The following is a 22,848-nucleotide window of genomic DNA, read 5'->3' as shown; positions in this document are numbered from 1 at the left end:
CGGAGTTGTGCATAGCGTGATGGCGCCCGGTCATGGGTGGCTTGAATCGGCTGCCGAGAGACGGCTGTCCGCCGGTTATTCCCGCAACCTGTTTATTCTTGTTTCGTGCCTTTTCGCCGTCTGGCCGGCCAGTGCCCAGCGACTTCTTGCCGTTACGACCACCTTGTCCGTCATGCGCGAGGCGGGGCGCAGTTATGTGCAAATCGTGGACATGGGGGAGGGGCGTGTCGAGGCAATGGCGGTTTTACCGGGTACGGTCGTTGGAAAACCGCCGCTAGTGGCCCCGGACGGGCTTGCCGCCTTTGTCTTGTCCGGCCCGCCGCGATCCATGTCGCAAATGGCGTGGGATTATTTTTCACGAATCAATCTTTCCAATTTTAGCCTTTCATTGTTGGGCGCGTCGGCCACGGGTGAAAGGGGGGGTATAATTGCACTGTCCGGCGGATCCGCGCCGTTTGTCCTTCGTGTTGGAACCGGCGAAAAGGGATTTGTCGAGGCCTGGCCGCTTCAATCCCAGGCGGATCCTCTGCGCGGAGAATTGACGGCAACGCCCGTCGCGGCGGCGCGGATAGCCGATACCGGACGCGTGGCCGTTTTATGCCGGTCTTTGCCGAACGCGGGAGTTGTCGTGCACATGGTGGATGTGGGGGAAACGATTCGTTTTACGGGTGAAACGATCATTGAAAACGACCGCCTTTTTGACGCCATGCCCGCCGGATTGGCCGCAAATGCATCTGGATCGTGCCTTTTTGTGTTGTTGACCGGCCATGCGGTGGATCGTCCTTCGGGCGAACCGTTGTCCTGGCTGCATGTCCTGCGTGTTTCTCCAGATGGGCCGGCGTTGCCGGCTGAAGATGTTGAACCGGTAGAAATTCCCGGCATGGCGCACGGATCAGAGGATCCGTTGCTGGCCGTGGGGGAGACATCCTGTTGGGTGACGACCCGCACACCGGGATCGGGATTCGCCCATGCCGTTCGCGTAACGCGGACCGAGGGTGGCTTGGCAAAAGATATCCAAGTGGACTTGGCCAATGTGTCAAATCCCCTGCGGATGGCGCCTGAACCGGACGGGAGCCGTGTGGCCGTGGTAGTGGATGATGCGCTTGAAATATGGCAGGGCAATGATCGGGGTAACGTGCGCCAAACCTTTGATCAGGCGCCAGTGGCGGCATGCTGGACCGGGGCCGGCCTTTTGATCGGCGAGGGACGTTTTGTTCGCCAGATAAATCCCGACACGGCGGAAACCATCCGTTCCGTTGCGCTCGGCAGCGGCTGGGTCATGTTTATGGAGACTCTGGAAAATCTGCTGCAGCCTTCCGTGCAGGCGGAGCCACCGGCCCCATTGCCGGGCGAGATTCTGTTTCGGGCCGAAACGGCGGGCCAAGCCGTAAAAGCGTTTCGCGTGGGAAAAGACGTGCCGCGCGGCACGCCGTGGCAGGTGTCTTTCGATCGCGGCAGACTGCCTTGGCTTGTGATTCATCCGATACAGGGTCTTGCGCCCGGCGTGGTATACATGGGCGTGGATCCCGGCCTGTATGCGCCTGAAAACGCCGACACCGGTCTGTTGTCCGTGTCCATGACCCACTATGCGCAGCCCCATCCCATTTGTTTGCGGGTGTTGCCGCCGGCTCGCGCGGATGTTCGCCGCATCCTGTGGATCTGGCCGGACGAGGCCGGGGGGATTTCGTTTCGCGATATTTCCGATCCGCGTGGCCTGCGGCGGCTGGGGGAACTGTTGGCCGCGCCGCCACATCTTTTCGCCCATCGCGAAACGACCGTCCCGGTCACGGAACCGCTCGAAAAGTTTACGGTGGTGGTTCTCGACGCGGCGGCGGCCGCGCGCGGCGCGGTTACCCGGCAGGCCTTGCTGGATTATGTGCTGCACGGCGGTTCGCTGCTTTTCATGGGGCGTTACCTCCCGGACGCCGATCCGTCCGCGCTGGCATCATGGCTTCAGCCCATTCAAGTCGAAATTGATACCCATACGCCGTTTGAAGGCGTTTTTCCCTCGACAACCGATACCCGTGTGGGAAGTCATTGGCGGGATGTGCGTTTGGAGAACGGCTGTGCCGTCTTTACCGATGATCCGGCGTCCATCGCCGTGCCGGTGGCCGGGGAAGCACGCCAGGCCGCCTTGATCGCGCGTTCATACGGTCGCGGGCGGATCGCCATTCTTGCCGCTCCCGGTCCCCTGACGAGCGCGTCCCAGCTGGAGGCCGGACACCGGCGGTTTGCCGAGGATTTGTTCGGCTGGCTGGCCCGGGCCGGCATCGATCCCCTCGAGCAGGATATGGACGGCGATGGTGTTCCGGATGCCGTCGAGGACAAAAATGGAAACGGCCTTGTGGATCCCGGCGAAACGGATTATCTCGATCCCGACAGCGACGGCGACGGGGCGCCCGATGGACTGGAAGATGTGAATCTGAACGGCATGACCGACGAGGATGAAACGAGTCCCCTCAATTCGGATTCGAACAGCAACGGCATACCCGATGGCGCCGATCCCGCGCCTCTTCCGGTTGCCGGCGCCCCTGTCGTAACGGGGGTCAGTCCCGTCGAATGCCCCGCGGAAGGTGGTTTGCCGGCGGTCGTTTCGGGCCGAAATTTTCCGCCCGACGCGGCAGTCTGGTTCGGTGATGCGCAGGCGCGTTGGGTGCGCGTTTTACGCGGATCGGGTATTCTCGTCGAAGTCCCGCCCTGTACATCGCCCAATGGTGGCGATGTCGCCGTGCGGGTGCGCGGAGAGTCCTCCGGCCTTGAAGCGGCGTTGCCGTCGGCCTTTCATTATACCCCCCTCAGTCGGGCGGTTATCGTTCTGCACGGCCCCGGCAAGGCCGGAAAGAAAAACGAAATGCGCCACGGAACCATCGGTATTCATCTTGAAATGCCGCAACAGGTGCAATCGGGGCAAGTGGTGCTGTTGTTGAAGGCCGAACCTTCCGACGGCCTCGTGTGGGAAGAGCCGGCCGTTTCCAATGCGCCGGACGTGCGCGTCGTCACGCGAACGACCCAAACGAATGATTTGCTGGTGGCCATACTGGCCGACAAGCCCGGCGCGGCGCTTCGGGGATTGCTCGGCACTGTGGCATGGCGCACGGCACAGCCATCCGGTACGATTCGGTTTTCCATCGATCAACCGCGTGTCATGTCGTTCACAAACCGTGCGCTCGACGTCGTTTCGCGTCCCCTTACGGTGATGCTGCCCTGAGCCGGGGCCGCACGACGGTTTGATGCGCCCGGATTCGTTCGTTATCATCCGGAGGTTGAGCGGCAAACCCAAAGGATCGTGAAACGATGGCAAAGAGGGCTTACATTATTGATGGCGGCGCAATCGCCGCGGAGTTGCGGGCGGAGATGAAGGCGGAAGTGGCGGCGCTGGCGAAGCGGCGGATTGTTCCGGGACTGGCGGTGGTGTTAGTGGGGGAAAATCCCGCCAGCCAAGTTTATGTGCGCATGAAAAAGAAAGCGTGCGCCGAAGTGGGCATTCAGTCATTTTCGCATGAATTGCCGGCTGAATGCAGTGAAAAACGCCTGCTCAATCTGATAACGAAACTCAATGCCGATCCACGCGTGCATGGCATCCTTGTGCAGTTGCCCCTGCCCAAGCAAATAGCCGAGGCCAAGGTGATCGCCGCGATGGATCCTGAGAAAGACGTGGATGGGTTTCATCCCGTCAACGTGGGGCGCATGCTTTCCGGCGATCCGGGCTTTCTGCCCTGCACGCCTGCGGGCTGCCAGGCCTTGCTGGTGCGTTCGGGGTTCGATCCTTCCGGAAAACATGTGGTCATTGTCGGACGGTCGAATATCGTCGGAAAGCCGCTTGCCGCCATTTTGATGCAGAAGGCCGCCGGGGCCAATGCCACGGTTACGGTGTGCCATTCGCGCACCCGTGATTTGCCGGCCATCACGCGCATGGCCGATATTCTGGTCGCGGCAATCGGTGTGCCGGAATTCGTCAAGGCGGACATGATTCGCCGCGGGGCGGTCGTCATTGATGTCGGCGTCAACCGGGTGGACGATTCCTCCGCGCCCAAGGGGTACAGGCTCGTCGGCGACGTGGATTTTCCGGCAGTTTCAAAAAAAGCCGCCGCCATTACGCCCGTGCCCGGCGGTGTCGGGCCGATGACCATCGCCATGTTGCTGAAAAACACCGTCGAATCGGCCAGAAGACATCGAACGAGAGCATGACGGCCAGGATCGCGTACGGGATGGCGCCGGATGGCGAAACCGGCCGGACAACGCCTCCGCAACAACCGTCATTGCCGCCGCCCCCGGCGCTCATGCGGACCTCGACCGTCGAGACGTCGCCGCCGATGACCAGTACGTTGCGTTCGGTTGTGCCGGGATAGGACGGCGCGGTCACGGAAACTTTGTGCGAGCCGGGACCGATGCAGGCGAACGTGTAGATTCCTTGCGTGTTCTGCGTCAGGGGGAAGGGCGGACCGGGAACGATTTGCACCGAGGCATTCGTCACGGGCAACGAGGTGGCGTTGTCCACCACGGACACGACAACCGCGCCGCAAACGAGACTCCCGACGGCAATCATCCCGCCGCTAGCTTGCACGTCGTTCTGCCAGACGAAATCGTCGCCGTACTGTCCCGCAAGTTTTACTTCGTTGATGCCGATGGGCAGGTTTGTGTTGTTGGGCGCGGTTTCGGACACGGTGAAATGCAGGATGGCCAGGCTTTGGGGCGACTTGCTGCCGGTAAGGGCTTCGTCGCGGCTCAGCGCGATGCGCACGAATCCGTTTCCGGCAACATATTCGAGCGAGAAGTTCTGCGTGGCCGATCCCCTTTCGACCGAGTCGAGGACCAGCGAGGTGAGTTGCGGCGGATAAGTCACCAGCAATTCAATACCGCTTAGTCCTTCGGGATTGTCAATCATGATGGGCACGGACAGCGTTTCGCCCGGCAGCGCCCGCAAATCGGAGGGAAGATAAATGTTCAGGGTCCGGCCGCGCACCGGCGTTTCGCCCACGCCGGGATTCAGCGGGCGATCCTGCGCGATGCGCATGATCATGACCGCGTCGGCGCTGTCAATGAAGCCGTCGCCGTTCATGTCGCCCACAGTGGGCTGGCATCCCTGCGGGAACACTTTTCGGACCGTAATCTGCAAGGCCACGGTCGCGTCCGCCATCTGTACGATGCCGTTGCCGTCGAGATCGCCCATTTTGCACTGGCCCGAAACGCATAACTGGGCCGTGGCCGACCGGTCCGCGGAAACGGCGCTCCCGAAGGCGTCCTCGAACACGGCTTCGGTGAACGACAGCGTTCCGCATGCGCCATCCGGGGCGTCGGCGCTGATGGCCGCGAACACGTCGAATATGCGGCCTTCGCCGGCGAAAACCGTGCTGCCGCTCGTCGTGATGGCGATTCGGCCGGGGGTTGCCGTGTCAACGCCGAGCGTTACGCCCGCCGTGATGGCCGTTCGCTCGACCGCGATCGAGGCGGGATTGATGGGCGCGCCGTCGTAATCAATCACGACACGCAGATTCGACGGGCTGATTCCGGAGGTGTTCGTCACGTTGACGGGGATGCGGACGCGTTCGCCCGCGGCGCCGTTCACGTTGGGCATCCATACCGTCACGGTTCCCGCGCGCGCCGTGACGGATGCGGACGGCCGGCTTGCATTGCCGCGCGCATCCAACGCCACGATGCGGTACCAGAAATCCTTTCCCGCCGGCAAATCCGTGTCGGCATGGCGGGTTTGCGATGCCGGCGTCTGAAAGAGGATCGTGTAGGGTCCGTCGGCCGAATCCGCACGCTCGACGCGGTATCCCGCGATGTTCGCACTGGACGAGGCGTTCCAGCGCAAGACGATGCCATTGGCGCCGGGAATCGCCACGACCCCTGTGGGCGCGGCGGGCGCCTGCGAATTCAGGCGAATCTGCAAATTGGCAGGGGCGCGGAAATAGGGGATATCGAGGCTTTCGTAGCCGGACCGTTCGACGCGCAGCGCCAGGAATGCCTGGATATCCGGGACCACGAAATTGAACGAGCCGTCGCTTTGCGACTGGGCGGCGCTCAGCAGTGCGCCCGTCGCGAAATCGAAGAGCGTCAGTTTGGCGCCGCCAAGCGGACTTCCCGTTTGCGCATCGGCGACCGTTCCAATGACTTCGTCTTCGAGCGTTCCCTCGATGAGGGTCCAGATTTTGGCGGAGGAATTCATGTCGCCGGTAAGCGCCTTGGTCCCGTCCGGAGACAACACGGCGGACCATACAACGGAAGACTCCGGAAGGATGCACAGGGCTTGTCCCGTGTCGGCCAGCCAGAGGGTCGGCCCGGGGAAAAAATCCGCCGTCAATACGCGCGTGCCATCCGGTGAAAACATGCCTGAGACGCCGCAATGCGAAAACCGGGAAAGTTCCGCGCCTGTCCCGGAATCCCAAATCTTGGCGAAAGCGCCCACGGTCAATACTTTGGTCCCGTCGGGTGAAAAGGCCACGGCTTTCACATCCGCCGACTTGCCGGCGTCGTGAATAAAGGTTCGGATCAACCCGCCCGTTTCCAGATCCCACAGTTTCGCCGTGCCGTCCCAACTGCCTGTCAGAAGACGGGCCCCGTTCGGCGAAAACGCGAGGGAATCCACCCAGTCTGTGTGGCCTTCCAAGGTGTAAATCGGTTCGCCGGTTTCCAAATCCCAGACCGTCGCCACGGCCGTCGGGCTTCCCGAGGCAAGCCGGGAACCGTTGGGAGACATCGCCAGCGCGGCGACGCTCTGCATCGTGCCCGTGAAGGAACGAGTTTCCTGGCCGGTTTCCAGATTCCAGAACCGGATACGGTTGAATGCTCCCGTGACGGCCGTGGATCCGTCCGGGTAAAACACCACCGACCAGACAGACGGATCATTGGGATTTCTGAGTGTGCGGATTTCCTCTCCGGTTGTGGCGTTCCACAGTTTCGCCGAGCCGTCCCAGCTTCCCGTCAATACCATCGTGCCGTCGGGCGAATAGGCTACCGAATGCACGGCGTCCGTATGTCCCGCGAGGGTGAAATCGAGAAGGCCCTCGCGCGGGGATTTTTGCGCGCCGCTGAGATCCGGCGCGGCGGCTCTGAACGATTCCATGCGTGCGATGGCCTCTTGGCGCGCGGCCTCGTCCTGCAAGCGGTCCGCTTCCGGCGGCGCGGCTATGGCCGACCCGGTCAATGCGCCCACTAAAGCGACAATAATCAAGGGTAGAACTTTTTCGCGCATTCCAAACGCCTCTTGGAAAACCGCCCCACTGCGGAATACTTCTTCGCGTCCAGTATAACACGAAACCGCCCAAAAAGCAAGTATCCTTATTGTGTTATGCTAATATTCTCCGTGTTGGAGGGGTATTGAAATGAAATGGATGTCTGTCGCGAGTGTCATATTGATGATCTTGCCGGTATGGGCGCAAGGCGTGGAAACAGTGTCCGGCGCGGCCTTTTCGGCCCGATTCGATCGCGGAACGCTTGTCGAACTCACAACACGCGACTCGCGGGGCTTTGTCATGCCGCCGGAAAAGGCAACAGGCGCGGGCATTCGTTGCCTGGACGGCGATCATTGGGCGGGGACGTCCCGATCAGAGGGTAATCGGGAAATCTGTGAATCGCTGTCGGATTTGCCGGAGGGACGCGTGACGTGTTTGTACCGCCTGGATGCGTCCGGCGATGTGATCGTGACGCAGAAGGCCGAATCGCCGAAAAAGGGCGTGTGGGGCGTCGAGTGGACCATCGAGAACATTCCGCTGGACATGAACATCCTGATTCCCGCGCATTCGGGCATGAAATGGACGCGCAACGATCGCATCGGCACGGAATCCTACGATTATCCGATGGCGTGGGAGGCGCAATTGGTCGTTGTCGAGGGGCGGGGTTCCGGATTCTATATTTGGGCCGATGACGCTAAGGGTGTGTTCAAGCGCTTGATGCTCGAACGGGGCGCGAAGGGATGGCGCTTGCGCTTCATCACGATGCCGATGGCCCCTTTTGAGGAGCGCGATACGTGCGAATCGGTCCCGTGGCATGTCAACGTCTATGAGGGCGATTGGCGCGTTCCCGCGAAACGCTACCGCGCATGGGCCGAAAAGGCCTTTTCGCCAATTCCCATCGCCCAACAGCGGCCCGAATGGATTCGCGACATCCGCGCCTGTGTCATCATGCCCCTGAGCATGAAAATGCTCGAGGCCTTGCCGGGCCGCACCGACCCGGCGCAGACACTCCTATATCTCTATAATTGGCGCGCGGCGGGCTACGACCGCGACTATCCGGCCTACGACAAGCCCGTGCCGGCATTCGGGCCGTTTGTCCGGCGCGCGCACGAACTCGGCTTCCGCGTGATGCCGCACGTCAACTATTTCGGCTGCGATCCCCTCAACCCGCTTTACGCGCAATTCGAGCCGTACCAGGTGCGAAATCCCTTCGGCGCGCACGAAAAAGACTGGTGGCTGTGGACGCGCGCCGATCCACCCATTAAATTCGCCTACATCAATCTCGCTTGCAAGGCATGGCGGGACATGCTGGTGTCGCGCCTTGCGGACCTCTGCAGGACGTATGCGATAGACGCCCTGCACCTCGATCAGACGCTTTGCATCTACAACGATCACAACGGGCTTGTGGACGGCATGACGTTCATCGAGGGGAACATCGCGCTGCACCGTGAATTGCGCGAGGCGCTGCCGGATGTCGCGCTCAGCGGCGAGGGGCTGGACGAGATTACCTACCGGCATGAAGCGTTCGCGCAACGGCATGCGCGCGGGCTCAATCATGCGGATGGCACGTTCGATGTGGACCAATTGCGGCAGGCTCATCCCATCGCTTCCTACCTCCTGCGCCCCTACACGATTCTTTACGGCTACCTCGGCTATGCGCCTCCGTCCGCCGGACAACTCTACGGCGCATGGAACGAGGCCTACGGCCGTTTCGGCGTCATACCCACACTGAAACCCGGATCCGACGATCTGGCGTGTCAAGGCGGATTCGACGCCCAATTGTTCGACGAGATGGCCTTTTGGCAACAAGAACGGGTGGAAATAGACATGGAGGCGGACTGGCCCCCGGACATCGCCTTTCCGTATCGCGCGGCGGACGGATCGCGGATTGTGCGGACGGTGGACCGGCGCCTGATGCACGGCGATCGCGTGATCACGCAAATGATCGCCGGCGTTGCGGAACATTGCGCGCCGGGTTCCATTCCCGGCTGGCGAGTTTACGATGAAACGTGCATTCGCGGGCTCGATCCGGGGCATTGGCATCCCGTGACGGCTTTGCCGCGCGACATGACCGTGCCGCACGTTGCCTCGCCTTTTCCGGAAGGATTCACCATTGCGTCGTTCGTCGCGCGTGATGGTTTCCTTTTCGTGCGGACGCGGCCGGCCAGCAATCACGATATCCGGCTTGCGCCGCTTGTCGCGGGCGGGATCTGCGGCGAGCGTCCGACCGACGGTCCACCCAGCGAGGCGCCGGGAGAATTACATGCGCCGAGCGGGGCGGCGTTCCATGGCGGCGGCGATGTCGTATACGCACATCCGCCCTATCGGAACCGGGGCAGCGGATCCGCCTTTGCTCGCATCGCGCTGGAACTGCCGAAGGACGCCGCGCGCTTTGCCGGCGACGTGGCCGTCGAGGGCGCGGACGGTCGCACCGACGGCGTGACCTTCGGCGTGTCCGTTCGTGCTGGCGGCCGTTTGGAACGCACCGAATTGCACACGGCATCCGCGGAACGACGTCCCTTGGCGTTGGATCTTTCATCGTTTGCCGGGACGCCCGTGGAAATCGAAATGTCCGTTGACGCCGGGCCCGCGCACGATCCGACTTGCGATTGGGCGCGCTGGTATGCCCCTCGCATCGAGCGCGACGCGCGCGTTACCGCTCCGATGACAATTGCGGGGTTTGGCCGGTGGCGTTTGGCCTTGTCGGGCACGCGCATGGTCCGCAACGATCGCGAAACGGGCGAATGCCGCATTGAAACCGATTTTCCCGGCGGCATCTGCCTGCTCGATGAGATGCCCGATCCTGTTTCATTTCCCTTCGACATTGCTTCCGCGCCGTTCCGTGTGGCTTATGTCGCCGACGATGGAACGGTGCTTGAATCCCCGCTTCACGCTTGTGCGATACCCGCCGAAACAGTCGTCGGTGGCGTAAGCCGCCAAGGCCTTTTCACGCATCCGCCCAATCGCGGGAGCACATGCGTTGACATTCCCATGTGTTTACCGAAAACGCCGGGCAGGTTTCAGGCTCATGTCGGCCTGCGCGACGGAAGCAAATCCGACGGCGTTGTTTTCCGCGTCGAAGTCAACGGCAGGGTCCTGCTTCGCCGGGATATCCGCCCCGGCGCATGGTGCGAAATCGAGGCGGATTTGGCGTCTTGGGCCGGACAGCCGGTCGTATTGTCGCTCGTGGCCGATTCCGCGGGTGAATACAATTGCGATTGGGCCGCGTGGGGCGATCCGAAAATCGGTCAACATCATGGAGAACCAGGATAGTTTTGCGGATTTTTATGGCATGACGTATCCTGAGGTTCCCTATTGGTAATTGGAGCGTTGCGTTGAAAACCGGATTGCCCTTTCGAATATGCCTGGTCTGCTCGCATGGCGGCCATCTGGCGGAGATGCTGGCCTTGATGCCGGCGTTCGAGGGATGCGAGACCTTTTTTTTCTGCTACGACGCGGACACAACGCGGCGGCTCGACCGGGCGTATCGGGTTCCCAACATGCCGCGCAATCCGATCGAATTTGTCAGGAACTTGTTTCGCGCCGCGCGCATCATGCGTATCGAAAGGCCGCGGCTCATCGTTTCGACCGGCGCGGAGATAGCCATTCCCGTGGCGCTTGCGGGAAAGGCGTTCGGCGTCCGCCTGATTCATGTCGAATGCGGCGCCCAAGTGGTCACGCCGTCGTTTACGGGGCGCGTGTTGTATTGGCTGGCGGACGCCTTTTTTGTGCAATGGCCGGAACTGTTGCGGGCTTACGGGCCACGGGCGCAATACCGGGGAAGCCTGATTGATGAATCATAAGGAGCGCCGCCCATGATCTACGCCACCGTCGGCACGATGTTCCTCGATTTCCCGCGACTGATTCACGCCTTGGACGCCATCGCGCATGAAACGGGCGAGGACATCGTGATTCAAACCGGCATGGGCAAGACGATCCCGCGATATTGCCGCCATTTCGATTTCAAGTCCCGTGAAGAAGTTCTCGCGCTTCAGCGGGAGGCCCGCGTAATCGTCTGCCACGCGGGCATCGGCGCCGTGACGGATGCGCTGGAATGCCGGCGCCCCTTTTTGGCGGTGCCGCGCTTGAAACGCTTCAAGGAACATCTGTCGGATCATCAGGTTGAAATCGCGGAAGCTGTTCAAAGGCGCGGATGGGGAAGGGCTATTTTGGATATCGCCGAACTGCCCGCGGCGTGCGCATCGCCCCCGGCCGTTCCGGCGGCCTACCGTCCGGCGCGCGATCGCCTGATTGCGGCCGTGCGCGAATTCGTTGAAGCGGCGGCAAGGGAGTGAGGAAGTGCGAGCAAGCGTCATCATTCCCGCCTATAACGCCGAAAAAACATTGGCCCAATGTCTAACCGCGTGCCTGAACCAGACCCTTCCCGCGCATGAGATTATCGTTGTGGACGACGGTTCGACGGACGATACCGCACGCGTTGCAGCCACTTTTCCCGTGCGATGCGTGCGGCAGGACAACGCGGGACCCGCCTCGGCGCGCAACCACGGCGCGGCGTGCGCTGCTGGGGATATCTTTGTCTTTACGGATGCGGACTGCATACCTGAACCGGACTGGCTCGAACAATTGCTGAAGGGTTTCGAGGAAGATGTCGCCGCCGTGGGCGGAACCTACGGCATCGCAAACCCCGGATCGCGCCTCGCCCGCATGATTTACCGGGAAATTGCGGACCGGCATGCGCGCCTGCCCGCCGATGTTGATTTCCTCGGTTCGTTCAACGTGGCGTACCGCCGCGAGATTTTCGAGTCGCTCCACGGATTCGACGAGCGATTCCGGGAGGCTTCCGGCGAGGACAACGATCTAGCCTATCGCATTCAGGATCTTGGCGGACGCATGCGGTTCATGCCCAAGGCCCGCGTGGCGCACTATCATCCGCAGCGTCTGCTGCCCTATCTTCGCACACAAATGCGCCACGGTTTCTGGCGCGTTCCACTCTATGCCAAGCATCCGGGGCGTGTCCGGCGGGGCGATCGCTATGCCGGCCTCGCGGAACTGCTGCTGCCGCCATTGATGCTTGGATTGGCAGGCGGCCTGCCTTTGGCCATGGTTTTCGATTCCATCCGGTGGTGCTGGGCCGGCGGCGCATGGCTCTATCTTGTTCTTCGCGCTCCCCTGCCTTACCGGCTGGCCAGGCGATCACGCGATCCCGCCATGGCCGCCTTTATCGTTGTGGCGGCCTTGCGCGACATGGCCAGGGCCGTGGGCATGGCGGCCGGCATTGGACGATATCTCCTTGATCAATGGAAAGGGCCTTCGTTGAAATAGGCGCGCATGCGAGTGAAATCCCCTATGATCCCCATGATCCGAAAAGACCTTTCCGCGATGACGGCAATCCCGTGTTGTTTCGACATGAAACAAGACGTTTCAACAAACCTGAACCGCCGTTTTCTGGAGGTCCATTTGGACAAGCGTGTGCCCATCTCTATATTTTGCGCGGCGATGGTAGGATCGCAGAAATCGCGAGGAGGCCTATGAACTGGATTCTGTTGTTTGCCGCCGGCATGGCGGAAATCGTGTTTGCCTTGAGTCTCAAGTACAACCATGGCTTCACCAAGCTGTGGCCGGGCGTTTTTACGATTATGTCCGGCGCGGCAAGTTTCTATCTCCTGATGCTGGCGCTCAAGACGTTGCCCGTTGGCACGGCCTATGCCGTGTGGACCGGAATAGGCGCGGTAGGCGTTGCCGTCATTGGGATCTTGTTTCTCGGGGAATCAATCAGCGCCGCCAGACTCTTGTCGCTTGCCCTGGTGATTGCCGGCATCGTTGGACTCAAGTGGTCGCACGTGGAGTAGTGTCGCATGGAAAACGACCAAGGGCGGACTTGGGTCTCGCGCCCGCGCCACAGGCGATATCCGGACGGAAAAAGGCCTGACATGGACACGGGAATGGGCCGAAACCCTTGTCTCATGGAATCGGAGAGAGGAAGCAAATGCAATCCCAGACGAAATGCTTGATTTTCGCGTTGTCGTTTCTGGTGGTTCAAGGAGTCTATGCCATGGAGAACATCCCCGAAATGCCCGGTGGCTTCATCACGCACCAGGATTTGTTCAACCGCACGATGCGGGCGGGCGTGGCCTGTTACCGGATCCCGGCCTTGGCGACAGCGCCGAACGGCGATCTGGTCGCGGCCATGGATGAACGCGTGGCGTCCTGCGATGATTTGGGAACGAACAGGGATATCAACATTGTCGTGCGTCGCAGCGCCGACCATGGGCTGACTTGGTCCGGAATAGAGACGGTGATTGATTATGACCACGGTATTTCGGTTTCCGACCCTTCGATAATTGTGGATCGAAAGACGGGCGTGATGTTCCTATTCCACAACTACATGGACCACAACACGGCTCATGGCATTTATCGTTTGCACGTGGCGAGAAGCCGGGACAATGGAGTCTCGTGGGAAAAGCCGGAGGACATCACGTCCCAAATCACCAAACCGGAGTGGGGGAGCGACTTTCAGTTCATCACCTCCGGCAATGGCATTCAGACGAGGTCGGGCATGTTGCTGCACACGCTGGTAAATCTGGACAAGGGCCTGCATGTGTTCGGAAGCGGCGACGGCGGTGATACGTGGTTCCTCGTTGATTCCCCGCTGAAACCGGGGGACGAGTCCAAAATCGTTGAACTGGCCGATGGCTCCTGGATGGTAAACAGCCGCGTCAAGGGGAAGGGAATGCGCCACGTTCATTTAAGCGCCGACAAAGGCAAAACATGGCAGGGCAGGCCGGAACCCGCGCTTGTGGACCCCGCGTGCAACGCAAGTCTTATCCGGTACACCCATATCGCCGACAGACACAACAAGAACCGGTTGCTTTTCTCGAACGCAAAAGCGAAAAATGCGCGACGGAACATGACGGTTCGCGTGAGTTATGACGAAGGCGTCTCATGGACTGACGGGAAGACCATTTATGCCGGCGAAGCGGCCTATTCCTCGTTGACCATTCTTGAAAATGGCGAAATCGGCCTGCTGTTCGAGAAAGACGATTACACGGAAAACGTTTTTGTGCGGTTTTCCCTTGAATGGCTGACGGACGGCCGGGACCGATATGAGCCGCCAGCCCCCCGTGGAGATTCGGATCGCGAAAAGAGGTAAAGCAGGACGAATCCTCCCCAAAAACAATCTTGGGACCTGCGGGGTTTGGCGTTTCAAGCATCCTTTACCGGTAAAAATCCCGGTATTTTTCGAGGGCTTTGCAGATGGCCTCGATGTTTTCGAGAGGTACATCGGGACCGCATTCGGCGCACAACCACAGGCCGCCTTCGGGTGCGCCGAGTTTTTCGACGGCTTCCCGGATATGATTGTCAATGTCCTTCGGCGTGCAGAAGGGGAAGAGTTGCCGGTCGAGATCAAGCGCCACGCAGACCTTTCCCTTGCAGGCGGCCGCGAGGTTGTCGAGCCCGTTCGCGCGGATCTGGGCGTTGACGACGTTGACGCCGCAATCCATGAGGTCGGGGATGATCTCGACGATGTGGCCGTCCGTGTGCATGTAGACCCAGTGTCCGGCGTCGCGGCAACGCCCGTAGATTTTCGCATAACATGGCTTTAAATATTTACGCCACGTTTCCGGGCTGATGGCGAGGCTGTGCTGGGCGCCGAGGTCGTCGCCGAAACCGATGAGATGCGGCTTGGGATCGGTTTCCCTCAAAAGTTTATCCACCTGCCGCAGGTTGTATTCGAGGACGACGTCTATCAACATCTGCAATTCGGGCGGTTCTTCCGCGAAATCAATCATGATCTCGTCAAAACCGCGCAGATCCGCCAGGCGCAACCACATGAAACCGTGCGGAAATCCCGTGTCTTTCTCCGGCGCCTTGAGCCGGCGGACGTCCGCGCGCGTCGGCACGGGATGTTTCGTCACGATGGATTCCATGCCGTGGCGCACGTTGCTCCACACACAACCCCAGGCATCCACGTGTTCGCCTTGGACGTACGTTCCGCCCACCGCGTCGTAATCCCGCGCGCCGTTTTGAGTGAACACGGCGGGATGGCGCGCAAGCAGTTCGTCCAGCGCCTCGCGGTGGCGAATCCACGTTGCCGGCAGAAACGATATGCCGACGGGAATATGCGCCGGATGCCGGTACAACATCGCGTCGAGCCGGTCGTCGCCCATTACAAGTTTCCTCCTTCATATCCGCGCTTTCGCGCAAGCCGAACCGGTATGGTTTTGTCTATTTTCCTTCCAAATAGGCCTGTTCGGTGTTGACGTTCCAGATGGCGTCCTTGGATTCGACACCGTTGACGAGGTTGTCCACGGCGGTCATGGCGGTCAGCATCGAATGGTCCATGTTGTTGTACCGGTGCATGCCGTTTCGCCCGATGAGAAAGAGATTGGGAATGGTGTCCGTGAAGGCCCGGACGGTCGGGAACTGGTCGTAGGCGCCAACGTACGCCGGGTAGGATTTCGGCACGCGCAGGACAACGCCGTCCATCACGTCGGCGGGATCAATCACCGAAATGGAAGCCAGTTCGCCGATCGCGAATTTCAGGATGTCCGGATCGGGTTGCCGCCAGAGTTCATCACCCTCGTTGCAGAAATATTCAAGGCCGAGCCAGAGGGTGTGGTCGGGATCCCGGAGCATATAGCGGCTCCAGTTGTTGAATATTTGAAGGCGTCCGAGTCGGACCTCGCGCTCCTGGATGTAGATCCACGTGTCGGGGATCAGGTTCATCGGATTGGGACCGGAACCGGCGGGGAGCGAGGAAGGAAGCGGACACAGTTTCTTCGCGAGGACGCCCACTTCCATGAAGTCCCGGTATTGCAGGCCGTCGGATACGGCGCGGACTTCGGGGGGGACGGCACAATCCAGTCCGGCGATCATCTCCTTGACCGGCATGGTCGAGAAGACGGCTTCGCCCAAAATCCGGACGGTCTTGCCGCTCGAAGTGTCCACGGCTTCGACGCCGGTGACGCGCCCCCCGGCGGCATGGATGCGCGTGACGGTGTGGTTGAACAGGATTGCGCCGCCCTGTGCGATAACGGCGTCCGCGGCCTTTTCCCACAACTGGCCCGGACCGAATTTCGGATACATGAACTGATCGATCATCGAAGTCGAGACGTTTTCCTGTCGCAGGCTTTCGCTGCTCCGGAATGGCCGGGAAAGAAAATGCAGGACCGCTTTCGCGATGGACATGTCCTTGATGCGCTGGAGCCCCCAGTCCGCGCTGATTTGCTTGCAGGGAACCCCCCAGACTTTCTCGGTATAGGACTTGAAAAAGGTGTCGTAGAGTTCATAGCCGAAGCGGTTGATTAGAAGATCCTCGATGTTTCTTACGTCGCGAATGGGAAACGCGAGGCTCTTGAGGTAACTCAGCGCAATGCGCGCGGCCTTGGCCATGCCCAGTTTGCGGAATGTTTCCGGCGTGAACGCCACGGGATAGTCGAAGAAAGAACGCAGGAAGTAGATTCGCGACAAACGCCGGCGAATCAGCATGACGTCGTCGGTGGTTTCCGGATCGGGGCCGTCCGGCGTTTCGGCGCTACGTTCGAGCGGGAGCAGGTTCAGCCACCAGTCGAGGACGCGATCCGATTTCGTGAAGAAGCGGTGCCCGCCCAAGTCGAGACGATTGCCCTGAAAGCGCACCGTTTTGGAAATGCCGCCCACCTGATCGCACGATTCGAGAATAACCGGCCTCAGATCGGTACGGTGGGCGAGTTCATAGGCCGCCGTGATACCGGCGGGACCAGCCCCGATGATGATTGCGGTTCCCGATTTCGGTTTTTTCAGACCTTCATTCGTCATTGCCGTTTCTCGAACACGCCCCATTGCGCCGCCAAGCCCACGCGGCGGATGGTTACGGGCATGAATAAGGGAATATCCTCAAACTCAATCAGGTGATTGTGCGGGCTGGTGCGCCGCTGCGTCAACCGGATTGCCTCGAGCAACCGGCAAAACCAATCCATGCCGGGCGCGGGGGATGTCAGCAGGAGCCGCCCGCCCGGTTTCAACAACGCGTGCATGGCCGCGAAACAGTCCACGTGCTCCACAAGTTCGAATGCGACGACGATGTCGAAGGATTCCGGTTCGAGACCGAGCGATCGCCAATTCCGGACATCGCCGACGATATCGGCCGGGGGATTGAGATCCAGGCCCGTGTAATGCCGCCAACCGTTGGCCCGCAACCACGCGCCCAGCCACCCGTCGCCGCACCCGATTTCAAGAATCCGGCTGTCTTTCGCCACATCCCGGAAAAAAAACGACGTCTTCCGGGCGCGCGCGTATCGGCTCAACAAAGGCAAGGCGTCAAATCCCTTTCATTTCTGGCATTTTCAGACGCGCCCATTATGACGGATGACGGGACGGATTGCCAAAGTCGGGGACGCGCCGGCAGCGCATGAACAGAGCGTGACCCAATTTCACGGCTGATTTGATGCCGCTTTCATCTGGTTCTTGAGAGTACCGTGTTCTCGGAATCGTGAAGGTCTCGGAATGTAACGCCGATTTCCAAATCGGCTTGCTGAAACACAACATGCCGATTTAGAAATCGGCGCTACAAAACGAATAATGGTTTTTCAGTCGCTTACCGACTGAAAAACCACGACCGCTGTCTATTTGCTCAAAATGGTTTCCAGTAAACCGTAATTTGGATAGAAATGATTTTGGATTTTCAACAGGGGCTGCGTCATATCTTCTACGAACAATTTCGATGTCTCCACGCTGTGGCGGACTGACCAGTCAACTGCTTGAAACGCCGTGAAAAATAGGCCGAGTCTTGGAAACCGGATTGCACGGCGACCTCATGCACTTTGCGCGTGGTATCACGCAATAGCGATTTCGCTTTATTTATACGGCATTCCGCTAAAAACTCACTGAACGTTTTTCCGGCATGCTTGCGAAACAGGGTGGAAAAATGATTTGGCGTCATGCGAGCGGCACGTGCGATTTCAGCCACGGTAAACGGCAAGGATGGGTTATGGTGTAGCATTGCGATGACCGTGTCTGTGAGGGCGTGTCCGGTGTTTGCCAGCGGATCTTCGACAACTCGCTCACTCAACATCGTCAAAAGGTGAGCCATTGACATGCTGCCGTCTTCCGGAAAGGAATCGTGCGTGAAAGATTCGGGCGGGCAGGAAAAATTTCCACTGCGCGCCGCTTCCGTAAGAGCCGCTGCGGCGAGATCTATAATTGCACGGAGCAACACCGCCCGCTCGTTTGTAAGCACAGGCAGAGCGAAATACGCTTTGCGAAGTGATTCCAAATCAATAGGCGAGCCTCGCACATGGGACCGTACGGCTTTCCACCCTTTTTCGCGATTTTCCAAGGAAAACGCGGAGGAGACCACCACTGTTGGAGACATGGTTCCCTCCGTGCAACTTGGCACGGGCGCCACAACCATTTGAATACCCCCGTGGCAGGTATACTCCGTCAATCCGCGGAAATGGGCTGAAAAAAGAATAAGGTGCCGGCAGGCGCGGCAGGATCGGCCATTTGGGTCTCTGCTTCGCATCAACGTGCAAAATTGGGGAAGTAGGTCTGGCTTTCCACGGATATCAAACCGTACAATTTCCTCGTCCTGTTCCGCTAGAATCGCAATTGAAGAGTCCGTAAAGTTACGCGCCATTGCTACCAAGCGTTCCAGCACCTTGTTTTTTTGATCCCATTTCCGCATTTATGTGCTTCCCTGCTTTGTCTGACTTGGGCGGATGGCCCAAACGCGATAGAAAGATCCAAGTAAATACTTCAAATTTTATGCAAAAACATAGGAGAAGTCAATAAATCGTAGATATGTCCATTGAATTGTCCATGCCTCGAATGTACCATTACATTTGTTTTTCGGTCACATAAAGGCGCAACAATACCTGCGCGGCATGTGTTCGTATGAATTGTTCTATTGTCAAGTCAAAGGAAAGGAAATATAGTTATGGTGATAAGATATTTTTATAGTTTTACAATTGTTTTGTTCAATTTATTTATTGTTTTTGGACTAACGGGTTGCCCTCGGGATTTCAAGGTTACGGTAACGCCGAAAACGCTTACGATTGTCGTGGGGAATACCGGCGATGTGACTGTGGCTTCGACGGATCAAAATGATAATGCCTTTGTATGGACGTCGGACAATGAGGCAGTAGCCACGGTGAACGCGGTCGGCGATACTTCAGGGGCAACGGTTATGGGCGTTTCCGCCGGCAATGCCACCATTACGGTAACCGGCAATCACAGTGGCAAAAGCGACACCGTCGTAGTTACCGTAACGCCCGCAGGTGAAGGCGAGGGAGAAGGTGAAGGTGAAGGCGAGGGCGAGGGAGAAGGTGAAGGCGAGGGTGAGGACTTGGCCGCCATCGCCGAGCGATTTGCGACCAGCCTTCACGCCACCCGGGAAGGCAAGATGACTTGGTACGCGGGCACTCAAAACGAACCGGGATTGTTCAGTTTGATTCAGACTCCAATGGACGACCTGTCCTGCATGGGTTGCCATGCCGCCAACTACGCAAATGGCACTCCGATTGACGCGGCGACGTATGCGCCGGGATGCGGCGATTGCCATGTGGACCCAGCCAACCCTGGACCGGTGACGAATCAGGCCGTTTGTACTGCGTGCCACAGCCGCCAAGGCCGGGAAATTCAGATGGATAATGCTGGAAATCCGTTGTTTGACGACGTGCATCGTAATGAAGGGATGACGTGCATGTCGTGCCACAACTTCGACGAAATTCACGGCGACGGTACGGCGTATTCCTCAATACTCGAGTCGCCTAGTTCCGATTGCCTTGACTGTCATAAGGAAGGAGGAACAGCTCCCGCGCCTGCAGCAAATCACGAGCCGCACAATGGCAAGCTCCATTGCTCGGCCTGCCATGTCTCCACGGTGATCTCTTGTTATAATTGCCACCTCGAATCACAGATCGATGCCCATCAGAAGCGGGCGTTCACGATGATCTCGGGCTTTTCATTCCTGGTTAACAATCTGACCAAGAACCAAGTACAGACTGCCTCGTTCCAATCGGTCACATACAATGGCAAGAAATTTGTTGCCATTGGCGCGTTTCACGGTCACACAGTCGTCAAAGGCGCGGCCAAGACTTGCGATAAATGTCACAATAACGAGAATGTGCAAGCGTATAAGGCAACAGGCCAGTTGAAAATCGCCACCTGGAATGAAGAAACTGACACCCTTTCTTCCATCACGGGTGTGGTGCCTATTCCTGACGACTACAAGACGGCGTTGAAATTTGATTTTTTGACCTATGCCGGCAACACGCATGATCCTGTTCCATCAACTCCGGCTGAGGTTACGCCAGAATATCGCGAGGCTTGGAATTTGGTGTCCGAAGATGGGACGGCAGACTCTGCCGACCTTATTCAAATGGCGGATGGCCTTGTGGCTCCCCTAACGGATGACCAAATGAATTGGCTATCTTTTCCAATGCAACAACCGTAGAAAAAAGAAAAAACGTTGGTGACATTTGACCCGTCTCGGAAATTTTCAAGGCGGGTCTTTTATTATGTGGAGCTTGCGACAAGGCCGGCCATGTTGACGCGGCAGAGCACGGCTGTTCACGGCAGACTTCGCGCTTGTGGACTTTCGTATGGATAGAACACTCAGATTCCCTCAATGCTAAACCGACTTCCGCAGTTTGATGCCGTTCGGTTAGAAGGCAAACACTCCCCCTTTTGTGTCTCATGGGCAACCGCTGGCGTGCCAAGAGAGACCGATAACAGCAGAGAAACTGGACTGGATTCCCGGACTTTTTTGTCTTTTCGAACGGGATCAGGCGTGGCGATGGCGGGTGGACCGTCGCATGTTGACGATGATCGCGCTTGCGACTAGGCCGGCCATGCTGGCGCAGCAGAGCGCGGCGGTTCGCAGCAGGCTTCGCACTTGCGGGCTTTCGTGGCGGCCCGTTTGGCACCATCGGGCAAAATGCTCGCAGTTGTTCGTGAAAATGCCGTAGCCCGATTCGCCCAATCGGCTTTCGGCGCGCATCATGACGCAATCGGGATTGTCGGATTTGTCGTGGACAACGGTTTCAACGCAGCCCCCGCGGGTGAATTCGGCCATGGACGTACGCTGGATTGATGCATGACGCTTGTTGTCGAAGAGTTCCCCTGAATAATGAATGACCGTTCCATCGCCGCAATCAATTCCGTGGTGCCAATATCCCAAGCGACGGACACGAATATGGTCGCCTCGCGACATAAAGTAAATTCCACTCCCATCCGCCGCGTTCCCATGCGCGTCGTTGCGTGTAAAACCAAGTATTTCAGTCCTTTACCGAACCGGTTGGGAGTCCGGTCATGGCGCCCTCAAAAAGCGCCGGGATCTCCGCCCAGGAGATCCCGTATCGGTTACGACTGTGTTTTTTACTCTGTTCGATTGAAACACCGCTGGAATGGACTCTATTCCACTCCGCATGACTCTGCTTCTTCCCGAAACGCATTTCCACGTACAAGTGAAATTATACCGTACACTCACCCGAAAATACAACGTCGCGTCGCGAACGAACCGGTCGGCCCTATCGCACAATCGGCGTCAGGATAATGTTTCGGTACTGGACGCCGGTGTGATCGCCCTGGAGATAAACGGGGCCGGGTCTGAATTCGTCGGACCAGAGCGCGCCGCCGGTGCATCCCTGAAGCGGCGCGTTGTCAATAATCGTCTGGCCGTTCAGCTTGACCGTGACGTGCCGGTCGGCAAGCGTAATGTCGAAAGCCTGCCATTCACCCGCCGGTTTTTCGGCGGCGATCGCCGGCCGGATGCGGCTGTAGATGCCGCCCATGTTGTGCGCATCGAGCGGCTTCCCGAACGTGTCCGCGACCTGCACTTCGTAGATGCCGCGCAGATAGATCCCGCTGTTGCCGTTGGGCGGAACGTTGACCTCGAGTTTCAGGTTGAAATCCTCGAATTCTCGTTCGGTGCGCAGATTGCCGTAATGCTTCTTCGGCTGGCCTTCCGCTTGTTTCGGATCGTTGACGAGGAGCCCTTTCTCGACGCGCCAGCCGTTGGCCGCGCGTGGATCGGTCAGCACCCAGCCCTTGAGATTCCGGCCATTGAACAGTTTTATTGGCTTGCCGAATTTCAACGCGCCCAAATCCGGTTTCAACGGTAACGGCGGAATGCGTTTTCCCGTAAAGGCGCTTTTTTCGACGGCGTTTCCGGTGGGGGCCGGATTGATCCGGTTGCCGGCCAGCGTGTCGCCGGAAACCGTACACGACAAGATTTCCGTGTACGTCTGCCTGCGGAGCACGTTGCCCGCGGCGTCCTTGCGCTCGACGGGTCGCAGCCGTGTCACATACAGCGTGTCGCCGTCAAGATATACGCTGTCCACCGGCACGACGCTGCCGCCATACCACAGGATACTGCCATCCAAATACCCTTCTTGCTGAATCACTTCCAGCCATCCGGCGCCGTTGTTCGGCAGGTCGAGCGCCCACCGTCCGATGAAGGGATTGCCCTCCGCCGCATAAGCCGCTCCAGAAACTGTCGCGATTGCCATAAACGCCGCTCCGAACCGAAAAACCATCTTCATGTGCTTTCTCCCGTTCCACGCCACTTTTCGACACCACTATGCCCCAACGGGGGCCCGTTTTCAACCTGCATTTATGGTTATTGAGAGTAGCGAATTCCCGTAGCTTGTTTCTGTATGGAATCCTCAAAGAAAGGGTGTTTTTGGGTTGAATAGGTTCAGGAATGGCATCGAAGCGTCGCTCATGAAAT

At 58.9% G+C, this 22,848-nt stretch carries 16 protein-coding genes; 9 read left to right on the top strand and 7 right to left on the bottom strand.

Going from position 1 to position 22,848, the window contains the following annotated elements; translation table 11 throughout:
• Window positions 1-7 precede the first annotated feature (7 nt).
• Complete coding sequence (locus P5540_05375) at window positions 8-3,208, top strand: IPT/TIG domain-containing protein (GenBank protein ID HRT64239.1); 3,201 nt, start codon at window positions 8-10, stop codon at window positions 3,206-3,208.
• Between the two features lie 86 nt (window positions 3,209-3,294).
• Entirely contained in the window at window positions 3,295-4,188 is an 894-nt protein-coding gene (gene folD, locus P5540_05370; protein ID HRT64238.1) for a bifunctional methylenetetrahydrofolate dehydrogenase/methenyltetrahydrofolate cyclohydrolase FolD, read from the top strand.
• Here folD and P5540_05365 read toward each other — a convergent pair.
• Complete coding sequence (locus P5540_05365; GenBank protein ID HRT64237.1) at window positions 4,094-7,195, bottom strand: cohesin domain-containing protein; 3,102 nt, start codon at window positions 7,193-7,195, stop codon at window positions 4,094-4,096. The two genes, folD and P5540_05365, sit on opposite strands and share 95 nt — an antisense overlap.
• A 130-nt stretch (window positions 7,196-7,325) precedes the next feature.
• Here P5540_05365 and P5540_05360 point away from each other — a divergent pair, with 130 nt between their 5' ends.
• From P5540_05360 to P5540_05335, 6 genes are all read left to right on the top strand, one after another.
• Window positions 7,326-10,448: a DUF6259 domain-containing protein gene (locus P5540_05360; protein HRT64236.1), complete on the top strand. Its 3,123-nt coding sequence runs from the start codon at window positions 7,326-7,328 to the stop codon at window positions 10,446-10,448.
• Between the two features lie 62 nt (window positions 10,449-10,510).
• Window positions 10,511-10,978: a PssD/Cps14F family polysaccharide biosynthesis glycosyltransferase gene (gene pssD / locus P5540_05355; protein HRT64235.1), complete on the top strand. Its 468-nt coding sequence runs from the start codon at window positions 10,511-10,513 to the stop codon at window positions 10,976-10,978.
• Window positions 10,979-10,990: 12 nt separating this feature from the next.
• Window positions 10,991-11,470, top strand: coding sequence for a glycosyltransferase (locus tag P5540_05350; protein HRT64234.1), 480 nt, complete (start codon window positions 10,991-10,993; stop codon window positions 11,468-11,470).
• Window positions 11,471-11,474: 4 nt separating this feature from the next.
• Window positions 11,475-12,458: a glycosyltransferase gene (locus tag P5540_05345; GenBank protein HRT64233.1), complete on the top strand. Its 984-nt coding sequence runs from the start codon at window positions 11,475-11,477 to the stop codon at window positions 12,456-12,458.
• Between the two features lie 206 nt (window positions 12,459-12,664).
• Window positions 12,665-12,985: a quaternary ammonium compound efflux SMR transporter SugE gene (sugE, locus tag P5540_05340; GenBank protein HRT64232.1), complete on the top strand. Its 321-nt coding sequence runs from the start codon at window positions 12,665-12,667 to the stop codon at window positions 12,983-12,985.
• A 203-nt stretch (window positions 12,986-13,188) separates the two neighbouring features.
• A complete protein-coding gene (locus P5540_05335; protein ID HRT64231.1) occupies window positions 13,189-14,286 on the top strand; it encodes a sialidase family protein in 1,098 nt (365 codons plus the stop codon).
• Window positions 14,287-14,350: 64 nt separating this feature from the next.
• Here P5540_05335 and P5540_05330 read toward each other — a convergent pair whose 3' ends face one another.
• From P5540_05330 to P5540_05315, 4 genes are all read right to left on the bottom strand, one after another.
• Window positions 14,351-15,304 carry a uroporphyrinogen decarboxylase family protein gene (locus P5540_05330; GenBank protein HRT64230.1) on the bottom strand — a complete coding sequence of 318 codons (954 nt, stop codon included), beginning with the start codon at window positions 15,302-15,304 and terminating at the stop codon, window positions 14,351-14,353.
• A gap of 58 nt (window positions 15,305-15,362) precedes the next feature.
• A complete protein-coding gene (locus P5540_05325) occupies window positions 15,363-16,934 on the bottom strand; it encodes an NAD(P)/FAD-dependent oxidoreductase (protein HRT64229.1) in 1,572 nt (523 codons plus the stop codon).
• Window positions 16,931-17,431 (bottom strand): class I SAM-dependent methyltransferase, encoded by a 501-nt coding sequence (locus tag P5540_05320; protein ID HRT64228.1) that lies wholly within the window; start codon window positions 17,429-17,431, stop codon window positions 16,931-16,933. Before P5540_05320 ends, P5540_05325 begins: the two co-directional genes overlap by 4 nt.
• A 392-nt stretch (window positions 17,432-17,823) precedes the next feature.
• Window positions 17,824-18,801, bottom strand: a complete 978-nt coding sequence (locus P5540_05315; protein HRT64227.1) for a helix-turn-helix domain-containing protein — start codon at window positions 18,799-18,801, stop codon at window positions 17,824-17,826.
• Between the two features lie 252 nt (window positions 18,802-19,053).
• On the opposite strand from P5540_05315, the gene P5540_05310 reads away from it, so the two are divergent.
• Window positions 19,054-20,571, top strand: coding sequence for an Ig-like domain-containing protein (locus P5540_05310; protein HRT64226.1), 1,518 nt, complete (start codon window positions 19,054-19,056; stop codon window positions 20,569-20,571).
• 330 nt (window positions 20,572-20,901) lie between these two features.
• Here the strand turns inward: P5540_05310 and P5540_05305 are convergent, their stop codons facing one another.
• Together P5540_05305 and P5540_05300 are read right to left on the bottom strand one after the other, a co-directional pair.
• Window positions 20,902-21,330: a lecithin retinol acyltransferase family protein gene (locus tag P5540_05305; GenBank protein HRT64225.1), complete on the bottom strand. Its 429-nt coding sequence runs from the start codon at window positions 21,328-21,330 to the stop codon at window positions 20,902-20,904.
• 316 nt (window positions 21,331-21,646) lie between these two features.
• On the bottom strand, window positions 21,647-22,660 hold the full coding sequence (locus tag P5540_05300) for a DUF1080 domain-containing protein (GenBank protein ID HRT64224.1): 1,014 nt from the start codon (window positions 22,658-22,660) through the stop codon (window positions 21,647-21,649).
• Between the last annotated feature and the right edge of the window lie 188 nt (window positions 22,661-22,848).

Source organism: Candidatus Hydrogenedentota bacterium (assembly GCA_035450225.1).
Lineage (GTDB): Bacteria > Hydrogenedentota > Hydrogenedentia > Hydrogenedentales > SLHB01 > DSVR01.
This window is presented reverse-complemented; position numbering and strand designations above follow the sequence as displayed.

Coding starts and splice junctions, on each gene's coding strand:
- folD (HRT64238.1), top strand. CDS start 3,295: ATGGCAAAGAGGGCTTACATTATTGATGGCGGCGCAATCGCCGCGGAG.
- P5540_05365 (HRT64237.1), bottom strand. CDS start 7,195: ATGCGCGAAAAAGTTCTACCCTTGATTATTGTCGCTTTAGTGGGCGCA.
- P5540_05360 (HRT64236.1), top strand. CDS start 7,326: ATGAAATGGATGTCTGTCGCGAGTGTCATATTGATGATCTTGCCGGTA.
- P5540_05350 (HRT64234.1), top strand. CDS start 10,991: ATGATCTACGCCACCGTCGGCACGATGTTCCTCGATTTCCCGCGACTG.
- sugE (HRT64232.1), top strand. CDS start 12,665: ATGAACTGGATTCTGTTGTTTGCCGCCGGCATGGCGGAAATCGTGTTT.
- P5540_05335 (HRT64231.1), top strand. CDS start 13,189: ATGGAGAACATCCCCGAAATGCCCGGTGGCTTCATCACGCACCAGGAT.
- P5540_05330 (HRT64230.1), bottom strand. CDS start 15,304: ATGGGCGACGACCGGCTCGACGCGATGTTGTACCGGCATCCGGCGCAT.
- P5540_05325 (HRT64229.1), bottom strand. CDS start 16,934: ATGACGAATGAAGGTCTGAAAAAACCGAAATCGGGAACCGCAATCATC.
- P5540_05315 (HRT64227.1), bottom strand. CDS start 18,801: ATGCGGAAATGGGATCAAAAAAACAAGGTGCTGGAACGCTTGGTAGCA.
- P5540_05310 (HRT64226.1), top strand. CDS start 19,054: ATGGTGATAAGATATTTTTATAGTTTTACAATTGTTTTGTTCAATTTA.
- P5540_05305 (HRT64225.1), bottom strand. CDS start 21,330: ATGTCGCGAGGCGACCATATTCGTGTCCGTCGCTTGGGATATTGGCAC.
- P5540_05300 (HRT64224.1), bottom strand. CDS start 22,660: ATGAAGATGGTTTTTCGGTTCGGAGCGGCGTTTATGGCAATCGCGACA.